The following is a 26,350-nucleotide window of genomic DNA, read 5'->3' as shown; positions in this document are numbered from 1 at the left end:
CATGGTCTGGCGCGTTCCGTTCTATCATTTCGATCTTTCGTTCTTCACGCGTTGGAGAAAGCGCTGACCATGCTCGAAGTCTCCAATGCCGCGCTGCACTACGGCGCTGCCCAGGCGCTGCGCGGCGTCTCGCTGAAGGCCGGCGCCGGCAAGATCACCTGCGTGCTCGGCCGCAACGGCGTCGGCAAGACCAGTTTGATGAGATCGATCGTCGGCCATCACCGGCTGACGAGCGGAAGCGTTGCCTTCGAGGGGAAGGCGCTCGACCGGAGCGCGGCGTATGATCGCGCCCGGTCGGGCATCGCATTCGTGCCGCAGGGCAGGGAGATATTTCCGCTGCTTACGGTGCGGGAAAACCTCGAATCGGGTTTTGCGCCGTTGAAGCGCGCCGATCGCAACATTCCCGGTCACGTCTTCGAATTGTTTCCGGTGCTGAAGCAGATGCTCGCGCGCCGCGGCGGCGATCTTTCCGGCGGCCAGCAGCAGCAGCTTGCCATCGGCAGGGCGCTGGTGATGCGGCCGAAGCTGCTGGTGCTCGACGAGCCGACCGAAGGCATCCAGCCGTCGATCATCAAGGACATCGGCCGCGCCATCCGGTATCTGCGCGACCAGGCCGGTATCGCCGTGCTTCTGGTCGAACAATATCTCGACTTCTGCCGGGAATTGGCCGACGAGGTCAACATCATGGACCGCGGTCAGATCGTCCATACCGGCCCCGCCGAGGATCTCGACCGGGCGGACGTCCGCAAATTCCTGACTGTCTGAATTCTTATTGATTCCATTACTTTGCAACTCTGGCGCGCTGCAGATTGCGTGCTAGATTTTGCTTGGCCTTGGTGAGTCGGCCGCTTTCCGTACCAGTTTCAACTTGGCAGATCAGGGGAAGGCGCGGCTGCGTCCGCACGCTTGCGCGCAAGCCCTTCCAGCGATCTGTTGTCGTCCAACATTTCGGGTGCTTGGGAGCCAGGGCCAGTCAATGGAGCGCTATGTCGAGGACTACCAGAAACGACGGCTCACGGAGCGCGTCGACATCCTGACAGCCATCAACATTCTGAAATCGCAGGGGTATGACCACGACGAACTCATCGCGGAGATCACCAAGGTCTTCTATGTCGATCTCGATGCCTTTAACGAGATCGTCAGGGTTGATCGGCGTCCGGACGAACGCGCCGCATAGCCGGTAGTTTAGGACCAAGCCAGGCGGACCACCGACAGCGGGGCGTCAGCCTGCGACCCGCTTCATCAGCGCGATGGCGCCGAATGGAGCGCGGACCTTGCCCTCGGTGATGAAGTAGACGAACACATCGCGTGGCTTGACCGGCGCGTCGGTTGAAGGATCGGCGCGCGACAGGTCGGCCGGCACCTTGCCTTCCGCCCAGGTTTTTGCGCGCGCCGCCCATTCGTCGAGCGCCTTTGGCGTATAGCAATCGGGATTGTCGTCGCTGCCGGTCTGCAGCCGCGCATAGATGAAATCGCCGGTAACGTCGGCAATCCCCGGATATTTGGCGTGGTCGGCATAGACGATGGCGGCCTTGTGCTTTCGCGCCAAGGCGGCGAACTCCGGCACGATGAAGCTGTCGTTGCGCACCTCGACCGCGTGGCGCAGCGCAACGCCGTCCTGCTTTTCCGGCAACAGCTTGAGGAAGGCCTCGAAATCGTCCGGGTCGAATTTCTTGGTCGGCGCGAACTGCCACAGGATCGGCCCGAGCTTGTCGCCAAGTGCCGCGACGCCCGACCCGAGGAAGCGCATGATCGATTCCCCGGCCTCGCCGAGCACGCGGCGGTTGGTGACGAAGCGGTTGCCCTTCAGCGAATAGACGAAACCATCCGGCGCCTCGTTGGCCCATTTGACGAAGGTCGGTTCCTTGAAGCTCGAATAATAGGTGCCGTTGACCTCGATAGTGGGCACCTGCCGGCTGGCATAATGCAGTTGCTTGGCCTTTGACAATTTGTCAGGGTAGAAGGACGTGTCCCACGGCTCGAAGGTCCAGCCGCCCATACCGGCGCGGATTGTTCCTGATTGAGTCATGGTCGTCCTCCCGGTTTGCAGAAAAGGATCACGCGATGGCGGTCGTCTCGACGGCTTTCGCCATGTCGACGACCGTCCATCCTGGCCGATATGGATTGGGCCGGCGACCCGTTTCGCGAAAGCCGTAGGCCCTATACAACGAAACGTTCCGTTCCATTCTGGCATTGGTGTAGAGTCGGATTTCCGGCAAGCTCCACAAGCGCGTCTGTTGCTCGGCCCAGTCGAGCAGCCCGATGCCGAAACCCTTGCCCTGAAAGGCGGGCGCAACGGCGACGCTGAAGATCATTGTATGGTCCGCATGTCGTTCGAGAACGATCAAGCCGGCCGGCTGTCCGTCCTGCTCCGAAAGCCAGACCTCGCCGCGTTCTATGCGCGGCGCGTAGTCCTCGGTGACAGGGATCGGCGGTGCGCCGAGCAGGGCAGTGTAGGGCGCGTAGGCGTCGGTGGTGAGCGAGATCACCGTGGGGAGATCATCGGCCCGAGCGGCTCTCATGATCAAAACTGGCCCGCGCCGGCAGCGGCCGCAATCACCTTGTCCATGCCGGCCGCTATCGCGGCGACGGCATTGCGACTGGCGTCGCCCAAGCCGTGGCGCTCAGCGAGCCAGTGCGCGTCATTGTAGGAGAGCCAGACCTTGCCTTGCTCGTCCTCCCAAGCCAGTGCCTTGACCGGCAGATCGATGCCGACAAGCTGCCGGTCCTGCATCAGCGGCGTGCCGCCTTTCGGGTTGCCAAAAATCAGAAGCTGGGTCGGACGCAGAGAAGCTTCGACACTGCGCGCACCGGCGGCGTGGTCAATGCGGGCGAAGACCAGCAATCCTGCACGTTCCACAGTCCCGACCAGGCGATCGATCGTTTCGGCCACGCCGAAGCGGCTTTGGACCGTGATGAGACCGGTCTTTGCCATCACTCCGCCGCTTCGCGCTTGCCTCCGGGGCGCCGCTCCAGCAATTCCCTCAGGAACTGGCCGGTATAGCTGCGTTTTTCGCGAACGATGTCCTCAGGCGTGCCGGACGCTACCAGCTCGCCGCCGCCGTCACCACCTTCGGGGCCAAGATCGAGCACCCAGTCAGCGGTCTTGATCACCTCTAGATTGTGCTCGATGACGACGACCGTGTTGCCCTGGTCGACCAGCTCGTGCAGCACTTCAAGCAGCTTGGCGACGTCGTGGAAATGCAGGCCGGTGGTTGGCTCATCGAGAATGTAGAGCGTCTTGCCGGTCGCCTTGCGCGACAGTTCCTTGGCAAGCTTGATGCGCTGCGCCTCGCCGCCCGACAAAGTCGTTGCCTGCTGGCCAACATGGATGTAGCCGAGGCCGACCCGTTTCAGCGTCTCCAGCTTGTCGCGCACGCCGGGCACGGCGGCGAAGAAATCGACGCCTTCCTCGACCGTCATGTCGAGAACGTCGGCGATTGATTTGCCCTTGAACAGGACGTCGAGCGTCTCGCGGTTGTAGCGCTTGCCGTGGCAGACGTCGCAGGTGACGTAGACGTCGGGCAGGAAGTGCATCTCGATCTTGATGACGCCGTCGCCCTGGCAGGCCTCGCAGCGGCCGCCCTTGACGTTGAACGAGAAGCGCCCCGGCTGGTAGCCGCGCGCCTTGGCCTCCGGCAGGCCGGCGAACCAGTCGCGAATCGGCGTGAAGGCGCCGGTATAGGTGGCAGGGTTGGAGCGCGGGGTGCGCCCGATCGGCGACTGGTCGATGTCGATGACCTTGTCGAGGAATTCCAGCCCCTCGATTCGGTCATGCTCGGCCGGATGCTCGCGAGAGCCCATGATGCGGCGCGACGCCGCCTTGAACAGGGTCTCGATCAAGAAGGTCGACTTGCCGCCGCCGGATACGCCGGTGACGGCGGTAAACGTGCCGAGCGGGATTTCGGCGGTGACGTTCTTCAGATTGTTGCCGCGCGCGCCGACGACCTTCAGCCGGCGGTTCTTCTTGGCCTCACGCCGCGCTGCCGGCGTCGCCACTTCGAGCTCGCCCGACAGATATTTACCGGTGATCGAAGCGGGCGTCGCCATGATCTGCTGCGGCGTGCCCTGGGCGATGATGTGGCCGCCATGAATGCCGGCAGCCGGGCCGATATCGACGACATAGTCGGCATGCAGGATGGCGTCCTCGTCGTGCTCGACGACGATGACCGTGTTGCCGATGTCGCGCAGATGCTTCAGCGTGTCGAGCAGGCGGGCATTGTCGCGCTGGTGCAGACCGATCGACGGTTCGTCCAGCACGTAAAGCACGCCGGTCAGGCCGGAGCCGATCTGCGAGGCAAGACGGATGCGCTGGCTCTCACCGCCTGAAAGCGTGCCGGAGTTGCGCGACAGCGTCAGATAGTCGAGACCGACATCGTTGAGGAAGCGCAGCCGCTCTCGGATTTCCTTGAGCACGCGCACCGCAATCTCGTTCTGCTTGTCGTTGAGCGAAGCGGGCAGATCGGTGAACCACTGGTCGGCCTTGCGGATGGACAGTTCGGTGACCTCGCCAATGTGCTTGCCGGCGATCTTGACCGCGAGCGCCTCGGGCTTCAGCCGGTAGCCGCGGCAGGCCGGGCAGGGCGTGGCCGACATGAAGCGCTCGATCTCCTCGCGCATCCAGGCGGATTCCGTCTCCTTCCAGCGGCGCTCGAGGTTGGGGATGACGCCCTCGAAGGTTTTCGTCGTCTTGTAGGAGCGCAGGCCGTCATCGTAATGGAAGGTGATTTCGCGCTCGCCGGTGCCGTGCAGGACGGCTTGCTTTGCCTCCTCGCTCAAATCCTTGAACTTGTCGCCGAGCTTGAAGCCATAGGCAACGCCCAGCGCTTCCAGCGTCTGCGCATAGTAGGGCGAGCTCGACTTCGCCCAAGGGCTGACGGCGCCGGCGCGCAGCGAGACATTCTCGTCGGGCACGACCAGGCTGGCATCAATGGCGCGTTGGCTGCCGAGCCCGTCGCAGGTCGGGCAGGCGCCGAACGGATTGTTGAAGGAGAATAGCCTGGGCTCGATCTCGGGAATGGTGAAGCCGGATACCGGGCAGGCGAACTTTTCCGAGAACAGCATGCGTTCATGCGTCTCGTTCTTCGATTTGTTGACCGAATCCTCGCCGGTCTGGCTGGCGTCGAGCGGCTTGTCGGCAAATTCCGCCACCGCCAGCCCGTCGGCCAGCTTCAGCGCGGTCTCGATGGAATCGGCGAGCCGCGTCGCCAGATCGCCGCGCACGACGATGCGGTCGACGACAACGTCGATGTCGTGCTTGTACTTCTTGTCCAGCGCCGGCACGTCGGCGATCTCGTAGAAGACGCCGTCGACCTTGACGCGCTGAAAACCCTTCTTCTGCAGCTCCAGCAGTTCCTTGCGGTACTCGCCTTTGCGGCCGCGCACCATCGGCGCCAGAATGAACAGCCGGGTGCCTTCCTCGACCGCAAGCACCCGGTCGACCATCTGCGAGACCGTCTGGCTCTCGATCGGCAGGCCGGTGGCCGGCGAATAGGGTACACCGACGCGGGCGAACAAAAGCCGCATATAATCGTAGATCTCGGTGACGGTGCCGACCGTCGAACGTGGGTTCTTCGAGGTGGTCTTCTGCTCGATGGAGATGGCCGGCGACAGGCCGTCGATCTGGTCGACGTCCGGCTTCTGCATCATTTCGAGGAATTGCCGCGCATAGGCCGAAAGGCTCTCGACATAGCGGCGCTGGCCCTCGGCATAGATGGTGTCGAAGGCAAGCGACGACTTGCCCGACCCCGACAGGCCGGTCATGACGATCAGGCTGTCACGCGGCAGGTCGAGATCGACATTCTTCAGATTGTGTTCGCGTGCCCCGCGAATGGAGAGATATTTATGGTCGGCCATCGCCGGTCGCCGCCTCAGAATCTGGAATTCGTGGGATGGGCGGGTTTTCCCGACCATCCCCTATGTAGGTAATTTCGCCGCCTTTTCGAGAGACGCCACAACTCTCGACCAAAGCGTTTAACCGCCTTTCGCGCGAACGGGCAAGCGGAAAGAACAAAGGCCGAACACGCTCCTGACAAAAGCTGCCCGCGCAGCCGGCTTCAAAGCGATTCGCGATCACATTTTTCGGTAATCGGCTATTCAAGGTTGACGTGCCTGCGTCATGGGGGCAGAATCGACACGTCAACGAAGCCGGCCGTCTTTCGATGGCCTCGCGGCCTGGGGCTAGCCTGCGAGACGCCGCGGGTTATGCGATGAGCGCTTCGACGACGACAGTCGCAACGAACAGAAGGAGAGCAGAGGCATGACTCCACCGGATTGTTCCTTGAGGCTCCACGTGTCGCTGGAGCCGCGGCAGGTATAAGTAGCCAGGTCAGGCGTTTAGCGCTACCTGCCCACGTTGACCTGCCGATCCCCACAACAATCAGAGACTGCTAGTCGGATCGTCGGCTGAACGCCGCGAAGCATCCGAAATAAAAAGCCGGCAGTACACTCCCGGCAATTTGGATTTCAGATCCAAGAAAGCCCTGTCAGTTGCAAACGCAATGGCGGGGCTGTTCGTTTGAAGCGCAATATTTGTGGTTCACACCAGGCGAACTTAGCGGCTGGAGGGCCTGATCCCGCCGGTAGCGACATCGATGGTGATGCTACCGGAAATCCGAACGTCGGTATCGCCAATCTTAAAGGTGCCGTTGCCGCTGCCTGGAGCCACATCGTCAGGCTCAGGCCGCGGCGCTGGCTCGGCGATGCGATAATCGCTGGTCACACCGGGCAGGGTGCCCTTTTGCGAAGACGTCGAATTATCTTGGGCAAGTGCCATACCCACCAGCATGTTCGTGCCGGCTACGGTAGCGATAGTAAGGTATAACAGGCTGGATGAGCGGCTGGCGGTCATCGCCGGACTATAGTGCCGCGATAGCGTCAAGACCAGACCGATGGCGCTGAAATTGCGGGGGCTCAATCGCCTCAGTTCCGTCCGCCGGCCCGGCTCGTTCATGCGGCCTGCTTGCGAGTGTCGAAAACATGGTCGACGAGGCCCCAATCCTTGGCCTCCTGCGCGGTCATGAAAAAGTCGCGGTCGAGCGTGCGTTCCACTTCCTCGTAGGTGCGGCCGCAATGGCGGGCGTAAAGATCGGTCATGCGCCGCTTGGTGCGAAGGATGCCCTCGGCATGGCGCTGGATATCGGAGGCTTGGCCCTGGAAACCGCCGAGAGGCTGATGCAGCACGATGCTGGTGTTGGGTAGCGCGATGCGCCGCCCCGGTGTGCCGGCCATCAAAAGGAACGAGGCCATCGAGGCGGCGAAGCCCATACAAACCGTGGAGACCGGGCAGCTGATATACTGCATCGTATCGTAGATGGCGAAACCGCTGGTCACCACGCCGCCCGGCGAGTTGATGTAGAGCGAGACCTCCTTGTCGGGATTGTCGGATTCCAACGACAGAAGCTGGGCGCAGACCAGCGCCGAGGTGCCGTCGTCGATCGCCCCGTTGATGAAGACGATGCGCTCGCGCAGCAGCCGCGAAAATATGTCGAAGGCACGTTCGCCGCGGCTCGACTGCTCGATCACCATCGGCACCAGATTGGCAAGGCCGCTCATCGGTTGTCTCCGTTGACTGTTGTCGTTCAGGCCGCGCGCAGGAAGAGGCGCGGGGTGTTTGCGGCGATCTGCTTGTGCCTGGGAGTGCGCGCTTCAAAGGAAAGCCGGCAACCGGCGCCTGCCATCGCGATCTCCGGCGCTGCTGCCCGAGCAAAACCATCATGGACGATGCGCAGATGCGTGCCGCCGGAAACGGTGCGGTCGAGCGTAAAGGTGACGATGCTGTCCACTGGGCTGTCGCTCATTGCGCTGTCCAGGGGGCTGCCGGGCGGCACCTGCGTATCGCCGGGCGCCGGCCGCTCCCGCCAGGAATAGCGCAGCAGCCGTCCGGGATCCGCGTCGAGGATTTCGCACTCGATCGGCGCATTCGGCGCTTTAAAGGCAAAGCGGTTGCCGATTTCGGGCTTGATGTCGTTCGGCATCATCCAGGCCGCGAGCAGGTCCGGCACCGTCAGCGCCCGCCACACCTTTTCCGGCGGTTCGGGCAGCTCGCACTCGAACTCGATCTTGTCTGCGGCCATTTCGGCGCGTTCTTTGCCTCGGCTGGTCATTGGTCCATGTCCTTCAAAACCGTCTTGAGCCTTTCGATGCGCTCTGGCCAGAACGCACGGTAGCGTTCGATCCAGCCGAGCAGTGGCGCAAGCCCCTTCGGATCGACGCGGTAATAGGCGTTGCGACCGGCCCGGCGCTCGACCACGAGGCCGGCGCCGCGCAGCACTGCGAGATGTTGCGATACCGCCGGCTGCGATACCGGTATGCCAGTGCGCAGTTCCGACACCGTCATCTCGCCGTCGGCGAGCCGCTCATAGACGGCGCGACGCGTTGGATCCGCTAGTGCCCGAAAAATGTCTGCTTCGATCATGCCGAAAGCATAAGTCAATACTTATCTGTTTGGCAAGCCGTGTTTTTTAAGACAGGCGGTGTTTTTTAAGACAGGCGAGGTTTTAAAAACTCGCCGGAAGCCAGCGTCTCACCATGTCCGGGGATCCCTTGAACGTCGCCTCGAAAACTGGTGACGCGAGCACGGCATGGATGTGAAGCAGTTCGGAGCCGACGTTTCGGAAGCCATGTTGCCTGCGCGCTGCAACAACAAGCGACTGTCCGGCAGTCAAGACGAGATGCTCTTCATCGATCCACATCTCGGCCCTGCCGGCGATGACGGTAAGCACTTCCTCGACCGGGTGCCAATGTGTGGGGGCGCCAACCGCCGGTTCGACCCATTGTTCGAATATGCAAAGTTGAGTTGCGCCGTTGCGGGCAGAGACATGCATGCGGGTCTTTACTCCCGCTCGCCACTCTTCTTGCGGCTGATCGTCATGCGCAACCATCTTCATGCGGTCGCCTCGATCCCATGATCTGTGGAAATTCGACGCCAAGACACTACTTCTTACTGACAACTATTGACAGTGAAGGGCCTCTCCTATAGAACGAAAAGAGAACAAAAACCTTGTGGGAAAAGGCGGCGACGGCAGGCAGGGATTGTCCATAGCCTGTAAGGTGCGGCGACAAAAATTTGGTTTCGGATGAGCGCGGAGAAGTATCATGGCGGGTAGCGTCAACAAGGTCATTCTGGTGGGCAACCTCGGGGCGGACCCTGAAATCCGCCGCTTGAATTCGGGTGACCCGGTCGTCAACATCCGCATCGCGACGTCGGAAAGCTGGCGCGACAAGACATCCGGAGAGCGCAAGGAAAAGACCGAGTGGCACAATGTCGTGATCTTCAACGACCAGATCGCCAAGGTGGCCGAGCAGTATCTGAAGAAGGGCATGAAGGTCTATGTCGAGGGCCAACTGCAGACGCGCAAATGGCAGGACCAGACCGGCAATGACCGCTATACGACCGAAATCGTGTTGCAGAAATTCCGCGGCGAGCTGCAGATGCTCGATGCGCGGGGCGAGGGCGGCGGCCAGGTCGGCAACTATGCCGGTGGTGGTGCGAGCCGCGGTTCCGATTTCGGCCAGTCCGGCCCGGGCGAAAGTTTCAATCGCGGTGGCGCCAACAAGGGCGGCGGCGGTGGTTCGTCGCGCGAGCTGGACGACGAAATCCCGTTCTGATTTCTCGGGCGGACTGCCCTTGCGGCGAAAAGCGCCGGCACCTTGGCCACGAAATGGCGTCCCGAAAATCTGTCTTGGATTTTCGGGACGTTGTGCGTTTGAGCGGTGAAAGGACGTATCAGGTGAAGGCAAGGGTCAAATGGGTCGAGGAGCGCACTTTCGTTGGCGAGTCCGCCAATGGGCACAAGCTGGTGCTAGGCACTGCGTTCGGGCCGGAGGGCAAGACGCCGGGGCCGAGCCCAATGGAACTGGTGCTGATCGGCACTGGCGGCTGCTCGGCCTATGACGTGATCCATATCCTCGAAAAGGGGCGCGAGGCGGTCGAAGATTGCGTGGTCGAACTCGATGCCGACCGTGCAGAAGCCGATCCCAGGGTGTTCACCCGCATTCACATGCATTTTGTCGTCAAGGGCCGGGCGCTATCACACGACAAGGTGAAGCGGGCGATCGGGCTTTCGATCGAGAAATACTGCTCGGCCTCGGCAATGATGGCCAAGACTGCCGAGATTACCCACGACTTCGAAGTCATTGAAACGACAGCGAAGTAGGGCTGTTCCTACGTCGCCATCAGCGCCTTGATGCCGTCGGCGACGAACTGTACGGCGAGCGCCGCCAGGATGACGCCGAGCAGCCTTGTCAGGATCGAACGGCCGGTTTGGCCGAGGATACGGTCGATGCGCTCTGACAGCACGAACACCAGGTAGGTGATGACGAGGCAGATGGCGATGATGCCGACAAGGGCTGTCTGCGCGCCCAAACCCTGAAACGAGCTTGAGAGCAGGACGGTCGCCGAAATCGCGCCGGGACCGGCAATAAGCGGGATCGCCAGCGGAAAGGCGGCGATGTTGTGGATCATGTCCCTGGTGATGGCGACGTCGCCGATCTTCTCCTTGCGGTCCTGCCGGCGCTCGAACACCATTTCGAAGGCGATGAAGAACAGCAGAAAGCCGCCGGCGACGCGGAAGGCCGGCAGAGTGATGCCGAAGACTGACAGGATCGACGCGCCGGCGATTGCGAACAACGCCATTACGAGGAAGGCGATGACCGAGGCGCGCACGGAGACCTGGTTGCGCTCCTCGCGGTTCATGCCGCGAGTCACGGCGAGGAAGAGCGGCGCCAGGCCGGGCGGATCGATCGTCACCAGTATGGTGACGAAGGCGTTGAACAGGCTGTCGAAGCTCGGCATGCTGACCCTCCCCGCCGGCAAAGCCGGATAACGGGATTGGTAGAGCAAAGCGGAGCCAGTGGAAACCGTGCGGATCAGGGGCTGACGGCCCGGCGCGCCAGAAACTCGACTTCGAGACGCCAGGTGGCGCCGTCGTCCTGTGAGCGTTCGCCCAGCCAGCGGAACGAATTTTCGGTGATGCGCGAAAAGCTCCAGCGCACAGCAGATCCGGTGCCGTCTGCGCCTTGCTGGATGATGGTGTCGCCCTCGGCACGGCCGAGCTGGCGGCTGTAGTACTGATTGCGCGGATCGCTCCAGAAGATGTGCCAGGCGTCAACGCCGGGATCGTAGACGCGCAACGTCGTGCCATAGAAGGTCCATTTGCCGAGCGAGGGCGAGGGGCCGGCGTCACGGGCAGGCAGGATCCATACGTCCTGGATCGCGCGGCCTTCGAGCACCCAGCCGAAATGCACTTCGCCGCGCCCGGTCAGCACCTGACCGTCCTCGAGATGGCGCGTGGCGTCGAACGTCCAGGCGCCGACGAAGCGGCCATAAAGATTCAGTTTCTCGGCAAGGGCCGGTACGGGCCCATCGCTGTGCAGGGCCTTGGCAAAGGAATTGGACATGGCTTCGCTCTCATCTTGTCAGGAGACCGGCAAGCATAGAGGCCGACAGGGGTTCTGCGCTTGGGAAAAGTTGCTATGTTTCGGCGATGACGACGAGCGCGCACAGGCTGGCGTCGGGCCGAGGCTGGCAGGTGTCGGATGTCATCTGCACCGCCAGCGCCGCCGACAGGCCATTCGAGGAGGAGCATCGGGATTTCTGCGTTGCCGCCGTAACCAACGGCACCTTCCGCTATCGTGCGCGCGAGGGCACGGCGATGCTGGCGCCGGGCGCGCTCCTGCTCGGCAATCCCGGCACATGCTATGAATGCGGTCACGAGCATGGCGCCGGCGACCGCTGCCTCTCCTTCCATTTCGGACCGGCCTATATGGAGCGGATCGTCGCCGACGTGCCGGGCACGAAGACGCTCGATTTCGGCACGCCGCGCCTGCCGCCCTTGCCGGCGCTGGTGCCGTTGCTTGCCGAAGCGGAGGCGGCGCGCGAGATGGCCGACACCGGCGCGTTCGAGGAACTCGCCCTGCGCATTGCCGGTGCCGCGGTGACAGCGGCTTGCAGCGCCACGGATCGGGGACGGACGCCGAGCCGCCGTGACCAGAAGCGTGTTGCCGAAGCGGTGCGGCGCATCGAAGTCGATGCCGACCGGCCGATCTCGCTTGCCGAACTCGCCGACGAGACCGCCACCAGCCCTTACCATTTCCTGCGCACCTTCCGGCACGTCGCCGGCATGACGCCCTACCAGTTCCTGCTGAGAGCGCGGCTGCACAGGGCAGCCGTGCGGCTGCGGACGTCAGATCAGACGATTTCGGCGATCGCCTTTGCGGCGGGGTTCAACGATCTGTCGACCTTCAACCGCCGTTTCCGGCGGCTGATGGGCGAGGCGCCGGGTACTTATCGCGCCCGCCGGCGACGCCCGTGAAAGGGTGCCACGGCCATATCGTCGCAATTGGTTTATCCTTTTGAATTTGCCGCTAAAAACCACACTGGAAAACTGCCGCGATTGTTGGAGTTTCAGGCTGGCTTCCTATATAAGCACCAAGTGATTCCTGATTAGATTGTGATCCGATTTGACCGACCAAAAGACACCGCGCGGCGCCGACGGCGGCCCCACCGGCATCGAGCCGATATCCATCATCGAGGAGATGCAGCGCTCCTATCTCGATTACGCCATGAGCGTGATCGTCAGCCGCGCGCTGCCTGACGTGCGCGACGGCCTCAAGCCAGTGCATCGCCGCATCCTCTACGCCGCCTATGAGAGCGGCTATCACTGGAACCGCAAATATGTGAAATCGGCACGCCCGGTCGCCGACGTGATGGGTAAATACCATCCGCATGGCGACGCCTCTATCTACGACGCTTTGGTGCGCATGGCGCAGGATTGGTCGCTGCGCGTGCCGCTGATCGACGGGCAGGGCAATTTCGGCTCGATCGACGGCGATCCGCCGGCGGCGATGCGCTACACGGAATCGCGGCTGACCAAGGTCGCGCATGAGTTGCTGGAAGACATCGACAAGGACACCGTCGATTTCCAGGACACTTACGATGCGTCGGGCAGCGAACCGAAAGTCCTTCCGGCGCGCTTTCCGAACCTGTTGGTCAACGGCTCCGGCGGTATCGCCGTCGGCATGGCCACCAACATCCCGCCGCACAATCTGGGCGAGGTCTGCAACGGCGCCATTGCCCTCATCGATAATCCAGCGATCGACCTTCCGGCACTGATGGAGATCATTCCGGGGCCGGATTTCCCGACCGGCGGCATCGTGCTCGGCCGCTCCGGTATCTACAGCGCCTATTCGACCGGCCGCGGCTCCATCGTCATGCGCGGTCGCGTCAACGTCGAGGCGCGCGGCAACGATCGTGAATCGATCGTCATCACCGAGGTTCCCTATCAGGTGAACAAGGCGTCGATGATCGAGAAGATGGCCGAGCTGGTGCGCGACAAGCGCATCGAAGGCATTTCCGACATTCGCGACGAGAGTGACCGCCAGGGCTACCGCGTCGTCATCGAACTGAAGCGCGACGCGGTCGCCGATGTCATCCTCAACCAGCTTTACCGCTTCACCCCGCTGCAGACGTCCTTCGGCGCCAACATGGTGGCACTGAACGGCGGCAAGCCGGAATTGCTGACTCTGACCGACATGCTGAAGGCGTTCGTCGCCTTCCGTGAGGAGGTGATCAGCCGGCGCACGAAATTCCTGCTGCGCAAGGCGCGCGACCGCGCCCATGTGCTGGTCGGCCTTGCCATCGCTGTTGCCAACATCGATGAAGTCATCAAGCTGATCCGCAGCGCTCCGGACCCGCAGACGGCGCGCGAGCAGTTGATGGAGCGGCGCTGGCCTTCGGGCGACGTGGAATCGCTGATTCTTCTGATCGACGACCCGCGCCATCGCATCAACGAGGACGGTACCTACAATCTCTCCGAGGAGCAGGCGCGCGCCATCCTCGAACTGCGCCTGCAGCGCCTGACCGCGCTCGGCCGCGACGAGATCGCCGACGAGCTGAACACGATCGGCGACGAGATCAAGGACTACCTGGACATCCTCTCGTCCCGCGCCCGCGTCCAGCAGATCGTCAAGGACGAGCTCATCGCCGTGCGCGACGAGTTCGGCACGCCGCGCCGTACCGAGCTCGCCGAGGGCGGGGCGGACATGGAAGACGAGGACCTGATCCAGCGCGAGGACATGGTCGTCACGGTCAGCCATTCCGGCTACATCAAGCGCGTGCCGCTGTCGCTCTACCGGGCGCAGCGCCGCGGCGGCAAGGGCCGCTCCGGCATGTCGACCAAGGAAGAGGATTTCGTCACCCGGCTGTTCGTCGCCAACACGCACACGCCGGTGCTGTTCTTCTCCTCGCGCGGCATCGTCTACAAGGAAAAGGTCTGGCGCCTGCCGATCGGCAACCCGCAATCGCGCGGCAAGGCGCTGATCAATATGCTGCCGCTCGAACAGGGCGAGCGCATCACCACGATCATGCCGCTGCCGGAGGATGAGACGAGTTGGGGCGAGCTCGACGTCATGTTTGCCACCACGCGCGGCACCGTGCGTCGCAACAAGCTGTCGGACTTCGTCCAGGTCAACCGCAACGGCAAGATCGCCATGAAGCTGGACGAGGAAGGCGACGAGATCCTCGGCGTCGAGACCTGCACCGACAATGACGACGTGCTTTTGACGGCAAGTTCCGGCCAGTGCATCCGCTTTCCGGTCAGCGACGTACGCGTCTTCCAGAGCCGCAATTCGGTCGGCGTGCGCGGCATTGCGATGGCCGATGGCGACCGGGTGATCTCGATGGCGGTGATCGAGCATGTCGATGCGCCGCCGGCGGAGCGTGCCGCCTACCTCAAGCGGGTGGTGGCCGAACGCCGGCTCGCTGCTGACATCGCGGCCGGCGAGGAGGAAGAAATCCAGCTCACCAATGAAGAGGTCGGCGAAGAGGCGGAGCTTTCCGACGACCGCTATGAATTCCTCAAGGCGCACGAGCAGTTCGTGTTGACGGTGACGGAATATGGCTACGGCAAGCGTTCATCGTCCTACGATTTCCGCCTGACTGGCCGTGGCGGCAAGGGTATTCGCGCCACCGACGTCTCGAAAACGGCCGAAATCGGCCGCCTGGTGGCGACCTTCCCGGTCGGCAATGACGATCAGATCATGCTGGTTTCGGATGGCGGCACCGTTATCCGTGTTCCAGTGAACGGCATTCGTTTCGCCAGCCGGGCCACCAAGGGCGTTACCATCTTCAATACCGCAGAGGGCGAGAAGGTCGTTTCGGTGGAGCGAATTTCAGAACCGCAAGCGGATGAAGAGATCGAAGAGAGTGTCGATGCTGAAAGCGGCGCTGTTGCCGATGCCGAAGGTAGGGAGCCCGATACATCCGTCGAGTGAGTTTGGCACGACGACGCCAGCCCTATGGGCCGGCGTGTGAAGACACCCGCAATCTAGAGGTGGCGATAAGGCTTGCGGTTGCCGAAGCCTTCGAACCGCTTGGTATTGGCCTTGGCGCGGACTCGCTGTGCTTCCTGATGCAACCCGAATACGGTAGCGATCAGCATGGCGGCGGTCATTGCGGTGGCGAGCATGTAGATCAGCATGTGCGTGTTCTCCTGCGCCTAACAACGATTAGATGGGTGTTTGGTTTCATCTCCTGCAGCTGCAACTTAGTGAACACTGCGTGAAGCTGTTGTGAGCGGCACATTCATCTGTCGTTCACGTCGGCCAAAAGGTTCATGGGGCGGGCTGGCGATCGGATTTGCCTTTAGGGGAGAGGCTCGCTAGAAGCACCTGCCATGACCGAACGCATCGCCCTTTATGCCGGCTCTTTCGACCCGCTGACCAACGGCCATCTCGACGTGCTGAAGGCGTCGCTGGCCGTGGCGGATACAATCTATGCGGCGATCGGCATCCATCCCGGCAAGAAACCGTTGTTTTCCTTCGAGGAACGGGTTGGCCTGATCGAAACGGCCGCGAAGGCGGAATTCGGCAGCGACGGTGCGCGTATCAAAGTAGTCGCCTTCGACGGGTTGGTCATCGATGCGGCCAGGAAGCATGGCGCCTCGATCATGATCCGCGGCCTGCGCGACGGCACCGATCTTGACTATGAGATGCAGATGGCCGGCATGAACGAGACCATGGCGCCGGAGCTGCAGACGGTTTTCCTGCCGGCCAGCCCTTCAGTGCGCACCATTACCGCCACACTTGTGCGCCAGATAGCTTCGATGGGAGGCGACATCCGCCCCTTCGTGCCGGCGGCCGTGGCCGGCGCGCTCACCGCCAAATTCGCGAAATAAATGCATGTCACCCAAAAGTGGAACCCGGCTTTGGGTAACGACATGCATGAACGAAGATATTCGGAGAAAGATCCCATGCAGCTGAAAAAGCTTGCCTTCTTGCTTGCCGTGCTTGCCGGTCTTGTGACCGCATCCGTGTCGGCCTTTGCCGCCGATCCGGAAAACACCATGATCGTAACGCTGAAGGACGGCGACGTGACCATCGCGCTGAGGCCCGACCTTGCGCCGAAGCACGTCGCGCAGATCAAAAAGCTGGTGCGCCAGGGCGCCTACGACAACGTCGCCTTTCACCGCGTCATCGACGGCTTCATGGCGCAGACCGGCGACGTCAAGTTCGGCAACATGAAGAGCGGCTTCAATGCCGACGCTGTCGGCACCGGCGGCTCCGATCTTCCTGACCTGCCGGCCGAATTCTCCAGCACCGAGCACTACCAGCGCGGCGTGGTCGGCATGGCCCGCTCCGACGATCCGAATTCCGCCAATTCGCAATTCTTCATCATGTTCGCGCCGGCACCGCCGCTCGATGGCCAGTACACCATCGTTGGCTATGTCGTCAGCGGCATGGAGCTGGTGGACCACATCAAGAAAGGCGACGAGGCGCAGAACGGGACGGTGACCGACCCCGATCGCATGATCAAGGTGCGCATCGCCGCGGACGGCAAGTAACCCCAATTGTTCAAAAGGATATTTCTGACATGGCCGAAATCAAGGACCGCGAGAACGCGCTTATCATGGACACGACCAAGGGCAAGGTCGTTATCGAATTGTTTCCAGATCTGGCGCCCGGCCATGTCGGCCGTATCAAGGAACTGGCGCGCGAAGGCGCCTATGACGGCGTGGTCTTCCACCGCGTCATCGACGGCTTCATGGCGCAGACCGGCGACGTGAAGTTCGGCAATTCCAACAAGCCGTCTTTCGCGCCATCGCGCGCCGGCACTGGCGGTTCCGACAAGCCCGATCTGAAGGCCGAGTTCTCCAACGCCAACCACGGCCGCGGCACCTGCTCGATGGCGCGCTCGCAGAACCCGAACTCGGCCAATTCGCAGTTCTTCATCTGCTTCGACGATGCCGCCTTCCTCAACCGCCAGTACACGGTATGGGGCCAGGTCATCGAAGGCATGGACAACGTCGACAAGATCAAGCGCGGCGAACCGGTGGAGGATCCTGACAAGATCGTGTCGCTCAAGGTCGCGGCCGACGTGAAATGACCGGCCGGGCTGCCGCGGCCATCGCATTTGTGCTCGTCGCGGCGGCCACCCCGGCGCTGGCGACGGAATCGATCGTCTGCAGCGCCGACGGCGGCGCGGCATCGATTGATGTTTTGATGGGACACACGGCCGTCATTGCGGTAGCTCGTGTGTGGCTGGATGCTGGCGGCAAGACATGGACCACGGACGGACAGGCAGGCTCAACGAAAGTCATCGTTGGACAGGCATTCGAAGACGACGAGCGCATGCTGATCGATCTCACTGATGAGGGCCTCAGCTCGATCGTCGCCAAATTGCGGCTGGTCAAGGCCAGCGAGCAGTCCAGCTTCGCAATGGGCGGCACATTGAGCATGGACGGTGTCGGCGCCTGGGCGGTGACCTGCCCGGAACCTTGAGGCGGGGATTTCTTGCGCGTCGACCTTTTCGACTTCGATCTGCCGGAGGAGCGCATCGCGCTTCGCCCAGCCGAGCCGCGCGATAGTGCCGGGATGCTGGTGGTCAGGCCGGGTGAGAGGCTCGAAGACCGGACGATGCGCGACCTGCCGGCCCTGCTCAAGGCCGGTGATGTGCTGGTCTTCAACGACACCAAGGTCATTCCGGCACAATTGAAGGGCATCAGGCGGCGCGGCGAAGCAGCAGCGCAGGTCGAAGCCACGCTGCATATGCGGATGGCGCCCGACCGGTGGCTCGCCTTCATGCGTCCGGGCAAGCGCATCGCCGCCGGCGATCGCATCCATTTCGGTCATGACGCCAATTCCTGCTTTCTCGGCCAACTCGATGCGACCGTGATCGAGAAGGGGGAAGGCGGCGAGGTGCTGCTCGGCTTCGACCTGTCAGGTCCGTTCCTCGACGAGGCGCTGCACGCTGTCGGCCACATCCCGCTGCCGCCTTACATCGCCTCCAAGCGTGACGACGACGAACGCGACCGCAGCGATTATCAGACCATTTATGCCAAGGAGGAGGGCGCGGTTGCCGCGCCGACGGCAGGGCTGCATTTCACGCCGGAGCTGTTTGCGACGCTCGACGCCAAGGGCATAGAGCGCCGTTTCGTCACGCTGCATGTCGGCGCCGGTACGTTCCTGCCGGTGAAGGCGGACGACACCACCGACCACAAGATGCACGCCGAAACCGGTTCGGTCAGCCCGGAAACCGCCGAGGCGCTGAATGCGGCGAAAGCAAAAGGCGGGCGCATTATCGCTGTCGGCACGACATCGCTGCGCTTATTGGAGAGCGCGGCTGGCGAGGACGGCAGGCTGGCCGCATGGTCAGGCCCGACAGACATCTTCATCACGCCCGGCTATCGTTTCAAGACCGCAGACATGCTGATGACCAATTTCCATCTGCCGCGTTCGACGCTGTTCATGCTGGTTTCGGCCTTCTGCGGTTTGCAGACGATGCGCGCGGCCTATGCTCATGCGATCGAGAACCGCTACAGGTTTTATTCCTATGGAGACGCAAGTCTTCTGTTCAGGGAGGATACCGATGGACGACGACCTGGAAACCTTCGGCCGCGAAGCCTTGATCGCCGAGGTCAGGAAACTGCGCGCCGGCATCCGCCAACACCGCGACGCGACCGGCCATGATCTGTGCTGGCATCATCCCGACCTCTGGTCGCTTTTGCCCGAAAAGACCGAGCCGGCGATTGCCGTGCCGCCGTGGCCAAAATTCATGCGCGGCTGCATCCGCTACCGGCAATCGCTCGATAAGCAGGCTCCGGACGCGCCGGTATTCGACAAAGAGTTCGATGGCTAGGGAATTCAATGACTAACGCATTCAATGACTAACGCATTCACCTTCAAGGTGCTGGCGACCGACGGCAGGGCGCGGCGTGGTGTAATCACCATGCCGCGCGGCGAAATCCGCACGCCTGCCTTCATGCCGGTCGGCACCGGCGGCACGGTGAAGGCCATGTATATGGATCAGGTGCGCGGCGTCGGCTCGGACATTATCCTCGGCAACACCTACCACCTGATGCTGAGACCCGGCGCCGAGCGCGTGGCGCGGCTCGGCGGCCTGCATGAATTCGCCCGGTGGCCGCATCCAATCCTGACCGACAGCGGCGGCTTCCAGGTGATGTCGCTGTCGAAGCTGCGGAAACTGACCGAGAACGGCGTTACCTTCCGTTCGCATATCGACGGCGGCGCCTACGAGATGTCGCCGGAGCGTTCGATAGAGATCCAGGGGCTGCTCGATTCCGACATCCAGATGCAGCTCGACGAATGCACGGCTCTGCCGGCCAAGCAGAACGAGATCGAGCGTGCCATGGAGTTGTCGTTGCGCTGGGCCGAGCGTTGCAAGACGGCATTCGGCGAGCAGCCCGGCAAGGCGATGTTCGGCATTGTGCAAGGCGGCGACGTGCCGGATCTGCGGCTGCGCTCGGCGCAGGCGCTGAAGGCAATGGAGCTGAAGGGCTACGCGATCGGCGGGCTGGCTGTCGGCGAGCCGCAAGCGGTGATGCTGGAGATGCTCGACATCACTTGCCCGGAGCTGCCGGCTGATCGGCCGCGCTACCTGATGGGCGTCGGCACCCCGGACGACATTTTGAAGTCGGTGGCGCGCGGCATCGACATGTTCGACTGCGTGATGCCGACGCGGGCAGGGCGCCACGGCCTTGCCTACACACGGCGCGGCAAGGTCAATCTGCGCAACGCCCGCCATGCCGACGATCCGCGTCCGCTCGATGAGGAAAGCGACTGCCCGGCCGCACGCGACTATTCGCGGGCCTATTTGCACCATCTGGTGCGCTCGCAAGAGGCGCTTGGGGCGATGCTCCTGACCTGGAACAATCTGTCCTATTACCAGCAGCTGATGCGCGACATTCGTGAAGCGATCAAGGCTGGCAGGTTCGCCGAACAAGCCGAGATCATCACGCAGCAATGGGCAAACGGTGACCTCGCCGTCCGGTAGGCATGCTCGCCAGGAATCCGGCTCCAGGGAGGAGTTGCCCCTGCCATGAACTGTTTTGAAACGACTGCCCAATAAGCATTGCCGGACGACATCGGGCGAGGATCAAGAACCTGTTCGTTTCGCGGCAAGTTTCAGTTCCTGGCACGACGGTGCGGACGAACGGCATCGCTTCGCCTTCGCCCTCCATGGCTGTCCAGCAATGGTCGGCGGGGTCGTTGCTTGCCGCTCTGATGATCGCCGTGACCGGTCTGGTCTTGCGCTTGCTTGGCGCGCGCGGCGACCTTTGGCTGGACGAGATCTGGAGCTTTGCGCTGATCGAGCCGCTGACGTCGATCGACCAGATATTCTGGCACGTCAATCACGACAACAATCATTTCCTCAACTCGGTCTATCTCTATCTCATTGGCCCCGATGCTTCGCCGCTGATGCAGCGAGGTCTGTCGATAGCATTTGGTGTTGCCACGATCGGTGCGGCGGCAGTGAGCGCCGCATCGCGCGGACGACAGGCGATGATTGCCACAAGCCTGTTGTTTGCCGTGAGCTACCCAATGGTCCATTACGGCTCGGAGGCGCGCGGCTATGCCGGCCTTGTGCTGTTCACGCTGCTTTCGGTGGTTTTTCTGGAGCGCCGGCTCGACAATAGACGGTGGTCTGGCGCGGCCTTGGCAGCGGCGATCCTTTTCGGCTTCCTGTGCCATCTCACAATGATCGGAATGGTGGCGGTCCTCGCAATCTGGACCGCCTGGCTCGCCTGGCAGCGTACGGCGAAGGTCGGCCGTGTCGTTGCGGACCTGGCGTCGATCTTCCTGCCGGGCTTGCTTGCCGTGCTGCCGCTGGCTGTCGGCGTGTTTGTCGGCTGCAGGCTGTTCGGCTTCAGTGTCGGTGGTGTTTCGCCATTCTCGATTGCCGCCTTCGCGCAGGGCTATGGCGGGATGATCCGCTCTCTGTTCGGGCTGCCACCCTGGTTCGGCGACGGGCCCTATGTCGTTGTCGCCTGCGGTCTTGTCGGCCTCTCCGCCGGTGTCTGGCGCGGTCGCCGAGCCAGCCTTTATGCCATCGGGATTATCGGACTGCCTTTGCTCATGACGGCGGCGCATCTGCCCAACCTCGAGTTCCCGCGCTATTTCATCATCAGCGGAACATTGCTGCTGCTCTGGGCCGGCGAGATGATTGGCCGCGGCCTGGATGCTCGCGGGACTGTCAGGCTGCTTGCGATGGGAGCGCTGGCGATCGTGGTGAGTGGAAGCATTTCGTCGCTGCTTCAGTTCTATCAATATGGACGCGGCTCCTACGCCGCTATCGTTGATGAAATGACCAGGAAGGGCGCAACCACCTATGCCAGCGACGGTAATTTCCGCACCCCCATTGTCGTCAACTATTTTGCGGCGCGAATGGATCGTCGGGCATTGCTGGTTCCAGACGACGGGATGTGCACCGAACGGCCCGCCTGGCTGGTCCTCGAGGGGGACGTGGACAAACAAGCCGAACATGTCCAACCGACGGCCGCATGCGCTCTGGCGTATGAACGGGCCGATGCGTCGAGGCATTGGGGGTTTTCAGGCCTGAGCTGGACGCTCTACCGGCGACAGGATTGAAACACCCCTTTAGGTGCTGAGCGACGTGGACGCACGCAGGCTGCAGCCGGTGATCCGAAAGCTGCCGTCAGGCTGTAGTTCGAGCGTGTAGACCGCCTCGTAGTCCTTGCCATCCGGGCCGACGATCAGCACTTGCTGGATGATCGAGGTCGGGCTCGTCTCGCGAACCTTGCCGAAGGAGTAGGTCTGCGGTTGGCGCACCGGCGGATAGCCTTTTGTCACCATGTTCATGAAGGTATCGACGGTCGGAAAGATGCGTTTCACATTCGGTGCGGCAAAGCTGTAGGCCGTCATTCCGTCATTGGCGATGAAGGCCCTCAACTGCCCATCGATGACTGTCTGCGCCGCTTTGACTTCGGCGTCGCCAGCAAAGGCCTGGGATGCGAAAATGAATGGAACGACTGCGAATGCGAAAAACGCGCGGCGCATGGCCTGTCTCCGTTGTCCCTGAGAAATCGCTGCCTGAAGGTACATGATACCATACGCTTTGCAGTGCTTCAGGGTTTCAGCCGAGCGCAAACATTCGGCGTGGCAGTCCGTGTCCGAGCCGAGAAAGCATTGTCGAGGCGAGAACAGCCTGAGCGATTGCCGATGCTTGAAAGCCGGGCGGCAGTCTGCCACAAGGGCCGCTCGATTAGAGCGTGCGATGTGAGCAGGACCAGGCAATGAAGGCATTTTTCGTGCAGATAAAATGCGATCTGGGCAAGGCCTACGACGTTGCCAGCGCCCTGGCCGATGCCGAGATCGCTTCGGAAATCTACTCGACAGCCGGAAACTACGACCTGCTCGCCAAATTCTATGTCGACGACGAGGAAGACATCGGCCACTTTGTCAACGAGAAAGTGCAGATTCTTCCCGGCATCAAGGACACGTTCACGGTCGTCACCTTTCGCGCGTTTTGATCCGCATCCGGCATCTGCCCGGACACCAGGCAAAGCCTGATCAAGGCCCTATTGGTGCTGCCTTAATTTTAGGCAAGTGCGATATACTGATCGCCGGCGCCCAACAAATCACCGATTGCGCTTGATTTTCTCCAGCCAGGCCAGTGAAATGGCGCCACAGGGGAGTATGCGATTGGCAGCGTTCGATGAAATGCTTCCGGAAGTTTCCGGGCTGAGAAAACCGTATTCGGCTTACGATCGCTGGCTGAAGGAACAGGACCCGGCCAGACTTACCGAGAAGATGCAGGACGCCGAACGCGTCTTTCGCAAGACAGGCATCACTTTCGCCGTCTACGGCGAGCAGGAAGCATCGGAGCGGCTGATACCCTTCGATATCGTTCCGCGCATCATTTCGGGCAATGAATGGCGACGGCTGACGCAAGGCATCGAGCAGCGCGTCCAGGCGCTGAACGCCTTTCTCGACGACATCTACCATCGCCAGGAGATCTTGCGCGCCGGCCGGGTGCCGAAGGAGTTGATCGCCAAGAACGAGGCGTTCCTGCCCGAGATGATCGGGGTGCGGCCGCCGGCCGGCGTCTATACCCACATCATCGGCGTCGACATCGTACGCATTAGCGAGAACGAGTTCTACGTGCTGGAGGACAACGCGCGCACGCCGTCCGGCGTCTCCTACATGCTGGAGAACCGCGAGACGATGATGCAGCTCTTTCCCGAGCTGTTCCAGCAGATCAAGGTGCGGCCGGTTGAGAATTACCCGCAGCTCTTGCGCCAGTCGCTGGCGGCAGTGCGGCCGCAAAGCACCAAGGGCGCGCCGACCATTGCCGTGCTGACGCCGGGCAGCTTCAACTCAGCCTATTTCGAACATGCTTTCCTTGCCGACCAGATGGGCGTGCAGCTTGTCGAGGGGCAGGATCTGCGCGTCGTCGATGGCCATGTCGCGATGCGCACCACCGAGGGCTACAAGCAGATCGACGTGCTTTACCGGCGTGTCGACGACTCGTTCATCGATCCGCTGACCTTCCGCCCCGACTCGGCACTTGGCGTGCCGGGCATTATGGACGTCTACCGCGCCGGCAACATCACGATCGCCAATGCGCCGGGAACCGGCATCGCCGACGACAAGGCGATCTATTCGTACATGCCCGAGATCGTCGAATTCTACACCGGCCGCAAGGCGATGCTCGGCAACATCCCGACCTGGCGCTGCTCGGAGCCGGACAGCCTGAAATACGTGCTCGAGCACATCGACGAATTGGTTATCAAAGAGGTCCACGGGTCCGGCGGTTACGGCATGCTGGTCGGTCCGGCGGCGACCAAGAAGGAATGCGAGGATTTTTCCAAAAAGCTCGCGGCAAAACCGTCGAACTACATTGCTCAACCGACGCTGGCGCTGTCGACCTGCCCGATCCTGACGGACAAGGGGCTGGCGCCGCGCCATGTCGATCTGCGCCCCTATGTGCTGGTTTCCGACCGTATCCAGATCGTGCCCGGCGGGCTGACCCGAGTAGCGCTCAAGGAAGGCTCGCTGGTCGTCAATTCCTCGCAAGGCGGGGGCACGAAGGATACGTGGGTGTTGGATGATTAGAGTGGAAGTAGCGAGTAGGGAATAGTGAATAGTGAATAGTGAATAGTGAATAGATAAGGATATGGGTCGTTGATGTTGGTGAAATGCCCTGAAGTGAAGCGCGCGGAATCGTGCCCTGGAATCTGGATAGTCACCATTCACCATTCACCTTTCACTATTCACCACAGGACCCCCTGACATGCTTCTCGGCCGCACCGCCAACGGGCTCTACTGGATGAACCGCTACATCGAGCGGGCGGAAAACATGGCGCGATTGGTGGATGCCGGCCTGCGCATGGCGCTGACTCGTACTCAGAACGCTTCGGAGGAGTGGAATTCGGTGCTGCTCAGCGCCGGTTCGGACGCCAGCTTCACGCAGAAATATTCCGACTACACCGCCGCCAATGTCGCCGACTATCTGCTGCGCGACACATCGAACCCGTCGAGCACGATGTCGTCTATCGAAACGGCCCGTAACAATGCCCGCATGGTGCGTACCGCACTGACGCGTGAAACCTGGGAAAGCATCAACGAAGCCTGGATGTCGCTGAAGCGGATGCTGGCCAAGCCGATCGACGAGCGCGACCTGCCCAACGCGCTCGACGCAATCAAACGCGAGACGGCGCTGATCCGCGGCTCGTTCTACGGCACGATGCTGCGCAACGAGATTTTCGATTTTTCGCAGCTCGGCACGTATGTCGAACGCGCCGACAACACCGCGCGCATCCTGGATGTGAAATACTACGTGCTGTTGCCGTCGATCTCCTGGGTCGGCTCGACGCTCGACAACTACCAATGGGAATCGATCCTGCGCTCGGTGTCGGCGCACCGTTCCTATCGCTGGGTCTATGATGCCGACTACAAGCCTAGCAACATCGCCGATTATCTGATCCTCAACGTCCGCATGCCGCGCTCGCTGACCTTTTGCTACCGCTTCCTGACGGAGCATCTCAAATTCCTGGGTGACGACTATGGGGAGCGCCACGCCTGTCATGCGACGGCTGCCAAGACCCAGGCCATGCTGACGGCCGGGTCGATCAAGGATATTTTCGACGCCGGCCTGCACGAATTCCTGGCCAATTTCATCCGCGACAACACCAGGCTCGGCGACGAGATCGCGCAGGATTACAGGTTCTATTGAGCATGATCCAAAAAAGCGGAGATCGGTTTTCGGAAAAGCTCATGCTCCAGGGACGAGAGCGATGCGGCTGAAGATCACCCACCGAACCGAATACCGCTACGATGCGCCGGTGCACTATCTGTTGCAGCGTTTGCGGCTGCTCCCGGTGAACGGGCGCACCCAGACGGTACTGTCCTGGGCGCTGAAGATCGAAGGCGCACGCGAGGAAGTGCGCTTCACCGACCATTTCGGCAATGATACCCGGCTGTTGAGCGTCGAGGGCGAGCGCGACTTCATCACCGTCGAAGCAGCCGGCGAAGTGGTGACGCGCGACACCGCTGGCGTCTGCGGACCGCACCAGGGCTTCGCGCCGCTCTGGCTGTTCGGCCAGGAAACGCCGCTGACGACGATCGGCAGCGGCATTCGCGAGCTTGCTGCCTCGGTCGGCAAGGGTACCGACATCGAAAGGCTGCACCGGTTGATGGCGGTGATCGGCGAGCGCGTCGCTTATACGCCGGACACCACCAACGTGACGACGCCGGCCGAAGAGGCCCTGGCGCTCAAGACCGGCGTTTGCCAGGACCACAGCCACATCTTCGTTGCCGCGGCGCGTGCCATGGATTTTCCGGCCCGCTATATCAGCGGCTACCTGATGATGGATGCGGCCATCGAGCAGGTGGCAAGCCACGCCTGGGCCGAGGCGCATGTCTCGGGCCTCGGCTGGGTCGCCTTCGATGTCGCCAACGGCATTTCTCCGGACGAGCGTTATGTGAAGGTGGCGACCGGCCGCGATTATCGCGACGCCATGCCGGTATCTGGAATTCGGCTGGGACAGGCGGAAGAACAGCTTGCGGTCACCGTCACCGTGGAGCAGTAATC

30 protein-coding genes and 1 pseudogene are annotated in these 26,350 nt (G+C 62.0%); 18 read left to right on the top strand and 13 right to left on the bottom strand.

Annotation, left to right across the window (positions count from 1 at the left end; genetic code table 11):
• Window positions 1–69: 69 nt before the first annotated feature.
• Both urtE and NKJ23_RS24315 read left to right on the top strand, forming a co-directional pair.
• Window positions 70–765 (top strand): urea ABC transporter ATP-binding subunit UrtE, encoded by a 696-nt coding sequence (gene urtE / locus NKJ23_RS24320; RefSeq protein ID WP_352682903.1) that lies wholly within the window; start codon window positions 70–72, stop codon window positions 763–765.
• Window positions 766–976: 211 nt separating this feature from the next.
• Window positions 977–1,177 (top strand): hypothetical protein, encoded by a 201-nt coding sequence (locus NKJ23_RS24315; RefSeq protein WP_023674857.1) that lies wholly within the window; start codon window positions 977–979, stop codon window positions 1,175–1,177.
• A gap of 45 nt (window positions 1,178–1,222) precedes the next feature.
• Here the strand turns inward: NKJ23_RS24315 and NKJ23_RS24310 are convergent, their stop codons facing one another.
• The 9 genes from NKJ23_RS24310 to NKJ23_RS24270 all read right to left on the bottom strand — a co-directional run bounded on the left by NKJ23_RS24310 (window position 1,223) and on the right by NKJ23_RS24270 (window position 8,888).
• Complete coding sequence (locus tag NKJ23_RS24310) at window positions 1,223–2,029, bottom strand: DUF72 domain-containing protein (protein WP_352682901.1); 807 nt, start codon at window positions 2,027–2,029, stop codon at window positions 1,223–1,225.
• A gap of 28 nt (window positions 2,030–2,057) precedes the next feature.
• Complete coding sequence (locus NKJ23_RS24305; RefSeq protein WP_352682899.1) at window positions 2,058–2,528, bottom strand: GNAT family N-acetyltransferase; 471 nt, start codon at window positions 2,526–2,528, stop codon at window positions 2,058–2,060.
• Window positions 2,525–2,935, bottom strand: coding sequence for a DUF302 domain-containing protein (locus NKJ23_RS24300; RefSeq protein WP_352682897.1), 411 nt, complete (start codon window positions 2,933–2,935; stop codon window positions 2,525–2,527). Before NKJ23_RS24300 ends, NKJ23_RS24305 begins: the two co-directional genes overlap by 4 nt.
• Window positions 2,935–5,856, bottom strand: coding sequence for an excinuclease ABC subunit UvrA (gene uvrA / locus NKJ23_RS24295; RefSeq protein WP_352682896.1), 2,922 nt, complete (start codon window positions 5,854–5,856; stop codon window positions 2,935–2,937). Before uvrA ends, NKJ23_RS24300 begins: the two co-directional genes overlap by 1 nt.
• A gap of 697 nt (window positions 5,857–6,553) precedes the next feature.
• On the bottom strand, window positions 6,554–6,952 hold the full coding sequence (locus tag NKJ23_RS24290; protein WP_352682894.1) for a hypothetical protein: 399 nt from the start codon (window positions 6,950–6,952) through the stop codon (window positions 6,554–6,556).
• The gene (locus tag NKJ23_RS24285) at window positions 6,949–7,554 is read right to left on the bottom strand and encodes an ATP-dependent Clp protease proteolytic subunit (RefSeq protein WP_352502501.1); all 606 of its coding nucleotides are present in this window, start codon (window positions 7,552–7,554) and stop codon (window positions 6,949–6,951) included. The genes NKJ23_RS24290 and NKJ23_RS24285 overlap by 4 nt, the downstream gene beginning before the upstream one ends.
• 26 nt (window positions 7,555–7,580) lie before the next feature.
• Window positions 7,581–8,105: an SRPBCC family protein gene (locus tag NKJ23_RS24280; RefSeq protein WP_352682892.1), complete on the bottom strand. Its 525-nt coding sequence runs from the start codon at window positions 8,103–8,105 to the stop codon at window positions 7,581–7,583.
• Window positions 8,102–8,416 carry an ArsR/SmtB family transcription factor gene (locus NKJ23_RS24275; protein WP_352448759.1) on the bottom strand — a complete coding sequence of 105 codons (315 nt, stop codon included), beginning with the start codon at window positions 8,414–8,416 and terminating at the stop codon, window positions 8,102–8,104. Before NKJ23_RS24275 ends, NKJ23_RS24280 begins: the two co-directional genes overlap by 4 nt.
• A gap of 82 nt (window positions 8,417–8,498) precedes the next feature.
• A complete protein-coding gene (locus NKJ23_RS24270; RefSeq protein WP_352682890.1) occupies window positions 8,499–8,888 on the bottom strand; it encodes a cupin domain-containing protein in 390 nt (129 codons plus the stop codon).
• A gap of 208 nt (window positions 8,889–9,096) precedes the next feature.
• Here NKJ23_RS24270 and NKJ23_RS24265 point away from each other — a divergent pair, with 208 nt between their 5' ends.
• Both NKJ23_RS24265 and NKJ23_RS24260 read left to right on the top strand, forming a co-directional pair.
• Window positions 9,097–9,609: a single-stranded DNA-binding protein gene (locus tag NKJ23_RS24265; RefSeq protein ID WP_352448761.1), complete on the top strand. Its 513-nt coding sequence runs from the start codon at window positions 9,097–9,099 to the stop codon at window positions 9,607–9,609.
• Between the two features lie 122 nt (window positions 9,610–9,731).
• Complete coding sequence (locus tag NKJ23_RS24260; protein WP_352682888.1) at window positions 9,732–10,157, top strand: OsmC family protein; 426 nt, start codon at window positions 9,732–9,734, stop codon at window positions 10,155–10,157.
• An 8-nt stretch (window positions 10,158–10,165) separates the two neighbouring features.
• Here NKJ23_RS24260 and NKJ23_RS24255 read toward each other — a convergent pair whose 3' ends face one another.
• Complete coding sequence (locus NKJ23_RS24255; protein ID WP_023674869.1) at window positions 10,166–10,795, bottom strand: MarC family protein; 630 nt, start codon at window positions 10,793–10,795, stop codon at window positions 10,166–10,168.
• 74 nt (window positions 10,796–10,869) lie between these two features.
• On the bottom strand, window positions 10,870–11,400 hold the full coding sequence (locus tag NKJ23_RS24250; RefSeq protein WP_352455708.1) for a hypothetical protein: 531 nt from the start codon (window positions 11,398–11,400) through the stop codon (window positions 10,870–10,872).
• Between the two features lie 86 nt (window positions 11,401–11,486).
• On the opposite strand from NKJ23_RS24250, the gene NKJ23_RS24245 reads away from it, so the two are divergent.
• Both NKJ23_RS24245 and gyrA read left to right on the top strand, forming a co-directional pair.
• Window positions 11,487–12,314 carry a helix-turn-helix transcriptional regulator gene (locus NKJ23_RS24245; protein WP_352682886.1) on the top strand — a complete coding sequence of 276 codons (828 nt, stop codon included), beginning with the start codon at window positions 11,487–11,489 and terminating at the stop codon, window positions 12,312–12,314.
• Between the two features lie 148 nt (window positions 12,315–12,462).
• On the top strand, window positions 12,463–15,273 hold the full coding sequence (gene gyrA / locus NKJ23_RS24240; protein WP_352620072.1) for a DNA gyrase subunit A: 2,811 nt from the start codon (window positions 12,463–12,465) through the stop codon (window positions 15,271–15,273).
• A gap of 53 nt (window positions 15,274–15,326) precedes the next feature.
• On the opposite strand, the gene NKJ23_RS24235 is transcribed toward gyrA, so the two are convergent.
• Window positions 15,327–15,479, bottom strand: a complete 153-nt coding sequence (locus tag NKJ23_RS24235; RefSeq protein ID WP_352448767.1) for a hypothetical protein — start codon at window positions 15,477–15,479, stop codon at window positions 15,327–15,329.
• A 195-nt stretch (window positions 15,480–15,674) separates the two neighbouring features.
• Here NKJ23_RS24235 and coaD point away from each other — a divergent pair, with 195 nt between their 5' ends.
• The 8 genes and pseudogenes from coaD to NKJ23_RS24195 all read left to right on the top strand — a co-directional run bounded on the left by coaD (window position 15,675) and on the right by NKJ23_RS24195 (window position 21,885).
• Window positions 15,675–16,175 carry a pantetheine-phosphate adenylyltransferase gene (coaD, locus tag NKJ23_RS24230; RefSeq protein WP_352448768.1) on the top strand — a complete coding sequence of 167 codons (501 nt, stop codon included), beginning with the start codon at window positions 15,675–15,677 and terminating at the stop codon, window positions 16,173–16,175.
• Between the two features lie 75 nt (window positions 16,176–16,250).
• Complete coding sequence (locus tag NKJ23_RS24225; protein WP_352682884.1) at window positions 16,251–16,841, top strand: peptidylprolyl isomerase; 591 nt, start codon at window positions 16,251–16,253, stop codon at window positions 16,839–16,841.
• A 29-nt stretch (window positions 16,842–16,870) separates the two neighbouring features.
• Window positions 16,871–17,383, top strand: a complete 513-nt coding sequence (locus NKJ23_RS24220) for a peptidylprolyl isomerase (RefSeq protein ID WP_352682882.1) — start codon at window positions 16,871–16,873, stop codon at window positions 17,381–17,383.
• Window positions 17,380–17,778, top strand: coding sequence for a hypothetical protein (locus NKJ23_RS24215; RefSeq protein ID WP_352682880.1), 399 nt, complete (start codon window positions 17,380–17,382; stop codon window positions 17,776–17,778). Before NKJ23_RS24220 ends, NKJ23_RS24215 begins: the two co-directional genes overlap by 4 nt.
• Before the next feature lie 12 nt (window positions 17,779–17,790).
• A pseudogene (queA, locus tag NKJ23_RS24210) lies at window positions 17,791–18,870 on the top strand (tRNA preQ1(34) S-adenosylmethionine ribosyltransferase-isomerase QueA); the annotation flags it as partial.
• Window positions 18,866–19,135, top strand: coding sequence for a hypothetical protein (locus tag NKJ23_RS24205; protein WP_023674879.1), 270 nt, complete (start codon window positions 18,866–18,868; stop codon window positions 19,133–19,135). The pseudogene queA and the gene NKJ23_RS24205, both read left to right, overlap by 5 nt.
• A gap of 24 nt (window positions 19,136–19,159) precedes the next feature.
• Window positions 19,160–20,290 carry a tRNA guanosine(34) transglycosylase Tgt gene (gene tgt / locus NKJ23_RS24200; RefSeq protein WP_352682878.1) on the top strand — a complete coding sequence of 377 codons (1,131 nt, stop codon included), beginning with the start codon at window positions 19,160–19,162 and terminating at the stop codon, window positions 20,288–20,290.
• A gap of 215 nt (window positions 20,291–20,505) precedes the next feature.
• Window positions 20,506–21,885 (top strand): glycosyltransferase family protein, encoded by a 1,380-nt coding sequence (locus NKJ23_RS24195; RefSeq protein WP_352682876.1) that lies wholly within the window; start codon window positions 20,506–20,508, stop codon window positions 21,883–21,885.
• Between the two features lie 9 nt (window positions 21,886–21,894).
• Here NKJ23_RS24195 and NKJ23_RS24190 read toward each other — a convergent pair whose 3' ends face one another.
• Entirely contained in the window at window positions 21,895–22,314 is a 420-nt protein-coding gene (locus NKJ23_RS24190; protein WP_352455762.1) for a DUF4864 domain-containing protein, read from the bottom strand.
• Between the two features lie 236 nt (window positions 22,315–22,550).
• On the opposite strand from NKJ23_RS24190, the gene NKJ23_RS24185 reads away from it, so the two are divergent.
• The 4 genes from NKJ23_RS24185 to NKJ23_RS24170 all read left to right on the top strand — a co-directional run bounded on the left by NKJ23_RS24185 (window position 22,551) and on the right by NKJ23_RS24170 (window position 26,348).
• Complete coding sequence (locus tag NKJ23_RS24185; protein WP_023674883.1) at window positions 22,551–22,787, top strand: Lrp/AsnC ligand binding domain-containing protein; 237 nt, start codon at window positions 22,551–22,553, stop codon at window positions 22,785–22,787.
• 172 nt (window positions 22,788–22,959) lie between these two features.
• The gene (locus NKJ23_RS24180) at window positions 22,960–24,372 is read left to right on the top strand and encodes a circularly permuted type 2 ATP-grasp protein (protein WP_352682874.1); all 1,413 of its coding nucleotides are present in this window, start codon (window positions 22,960–22,962) and stop codon (window positions 24,370–24,372) included.
• A gap of 178 nt (window positions 24,373–24,550) precedes the next feature.
• A complete protein-coding gene (locus NKJ23_RS24175; protein WP_023674885.1) occupies window positions 24,551–25,492 on the top strand; it encodes an alpha-E domain-containing protein in 942 nt (313 codons plus the stop codon).
• A 61-nt stretch (window positions 25,493–25,553) separates the two neighbouring features.
• On the top strand, window positions 25,554–26,348 hold the full coding sequence (locus NKJ23_RS24170) for a transglutaminase family protein (protein ID WP_352620070.1): 795 nt from the start codon (window positions 25,554–25,556) through the stop codon (window positions 26,346–26,348).
• The last annotated feature ends 2 nt before the right edge of the window (window positions 26,349–26,350 follow it).

It is taken from the genome of Mesorhizobium sp. M0184 (assembly GCF_040322215.1).
Taxonomy (GTDB): domain Bacteria; phylum Pseudomonadota; class Alphaproteobacteria; order Rhizobiales; family Rhizobiaceae; genus Mesorhizobium.
This window is presented reverse-complemented; position numbering and strand designations above follow the sequence as displayed.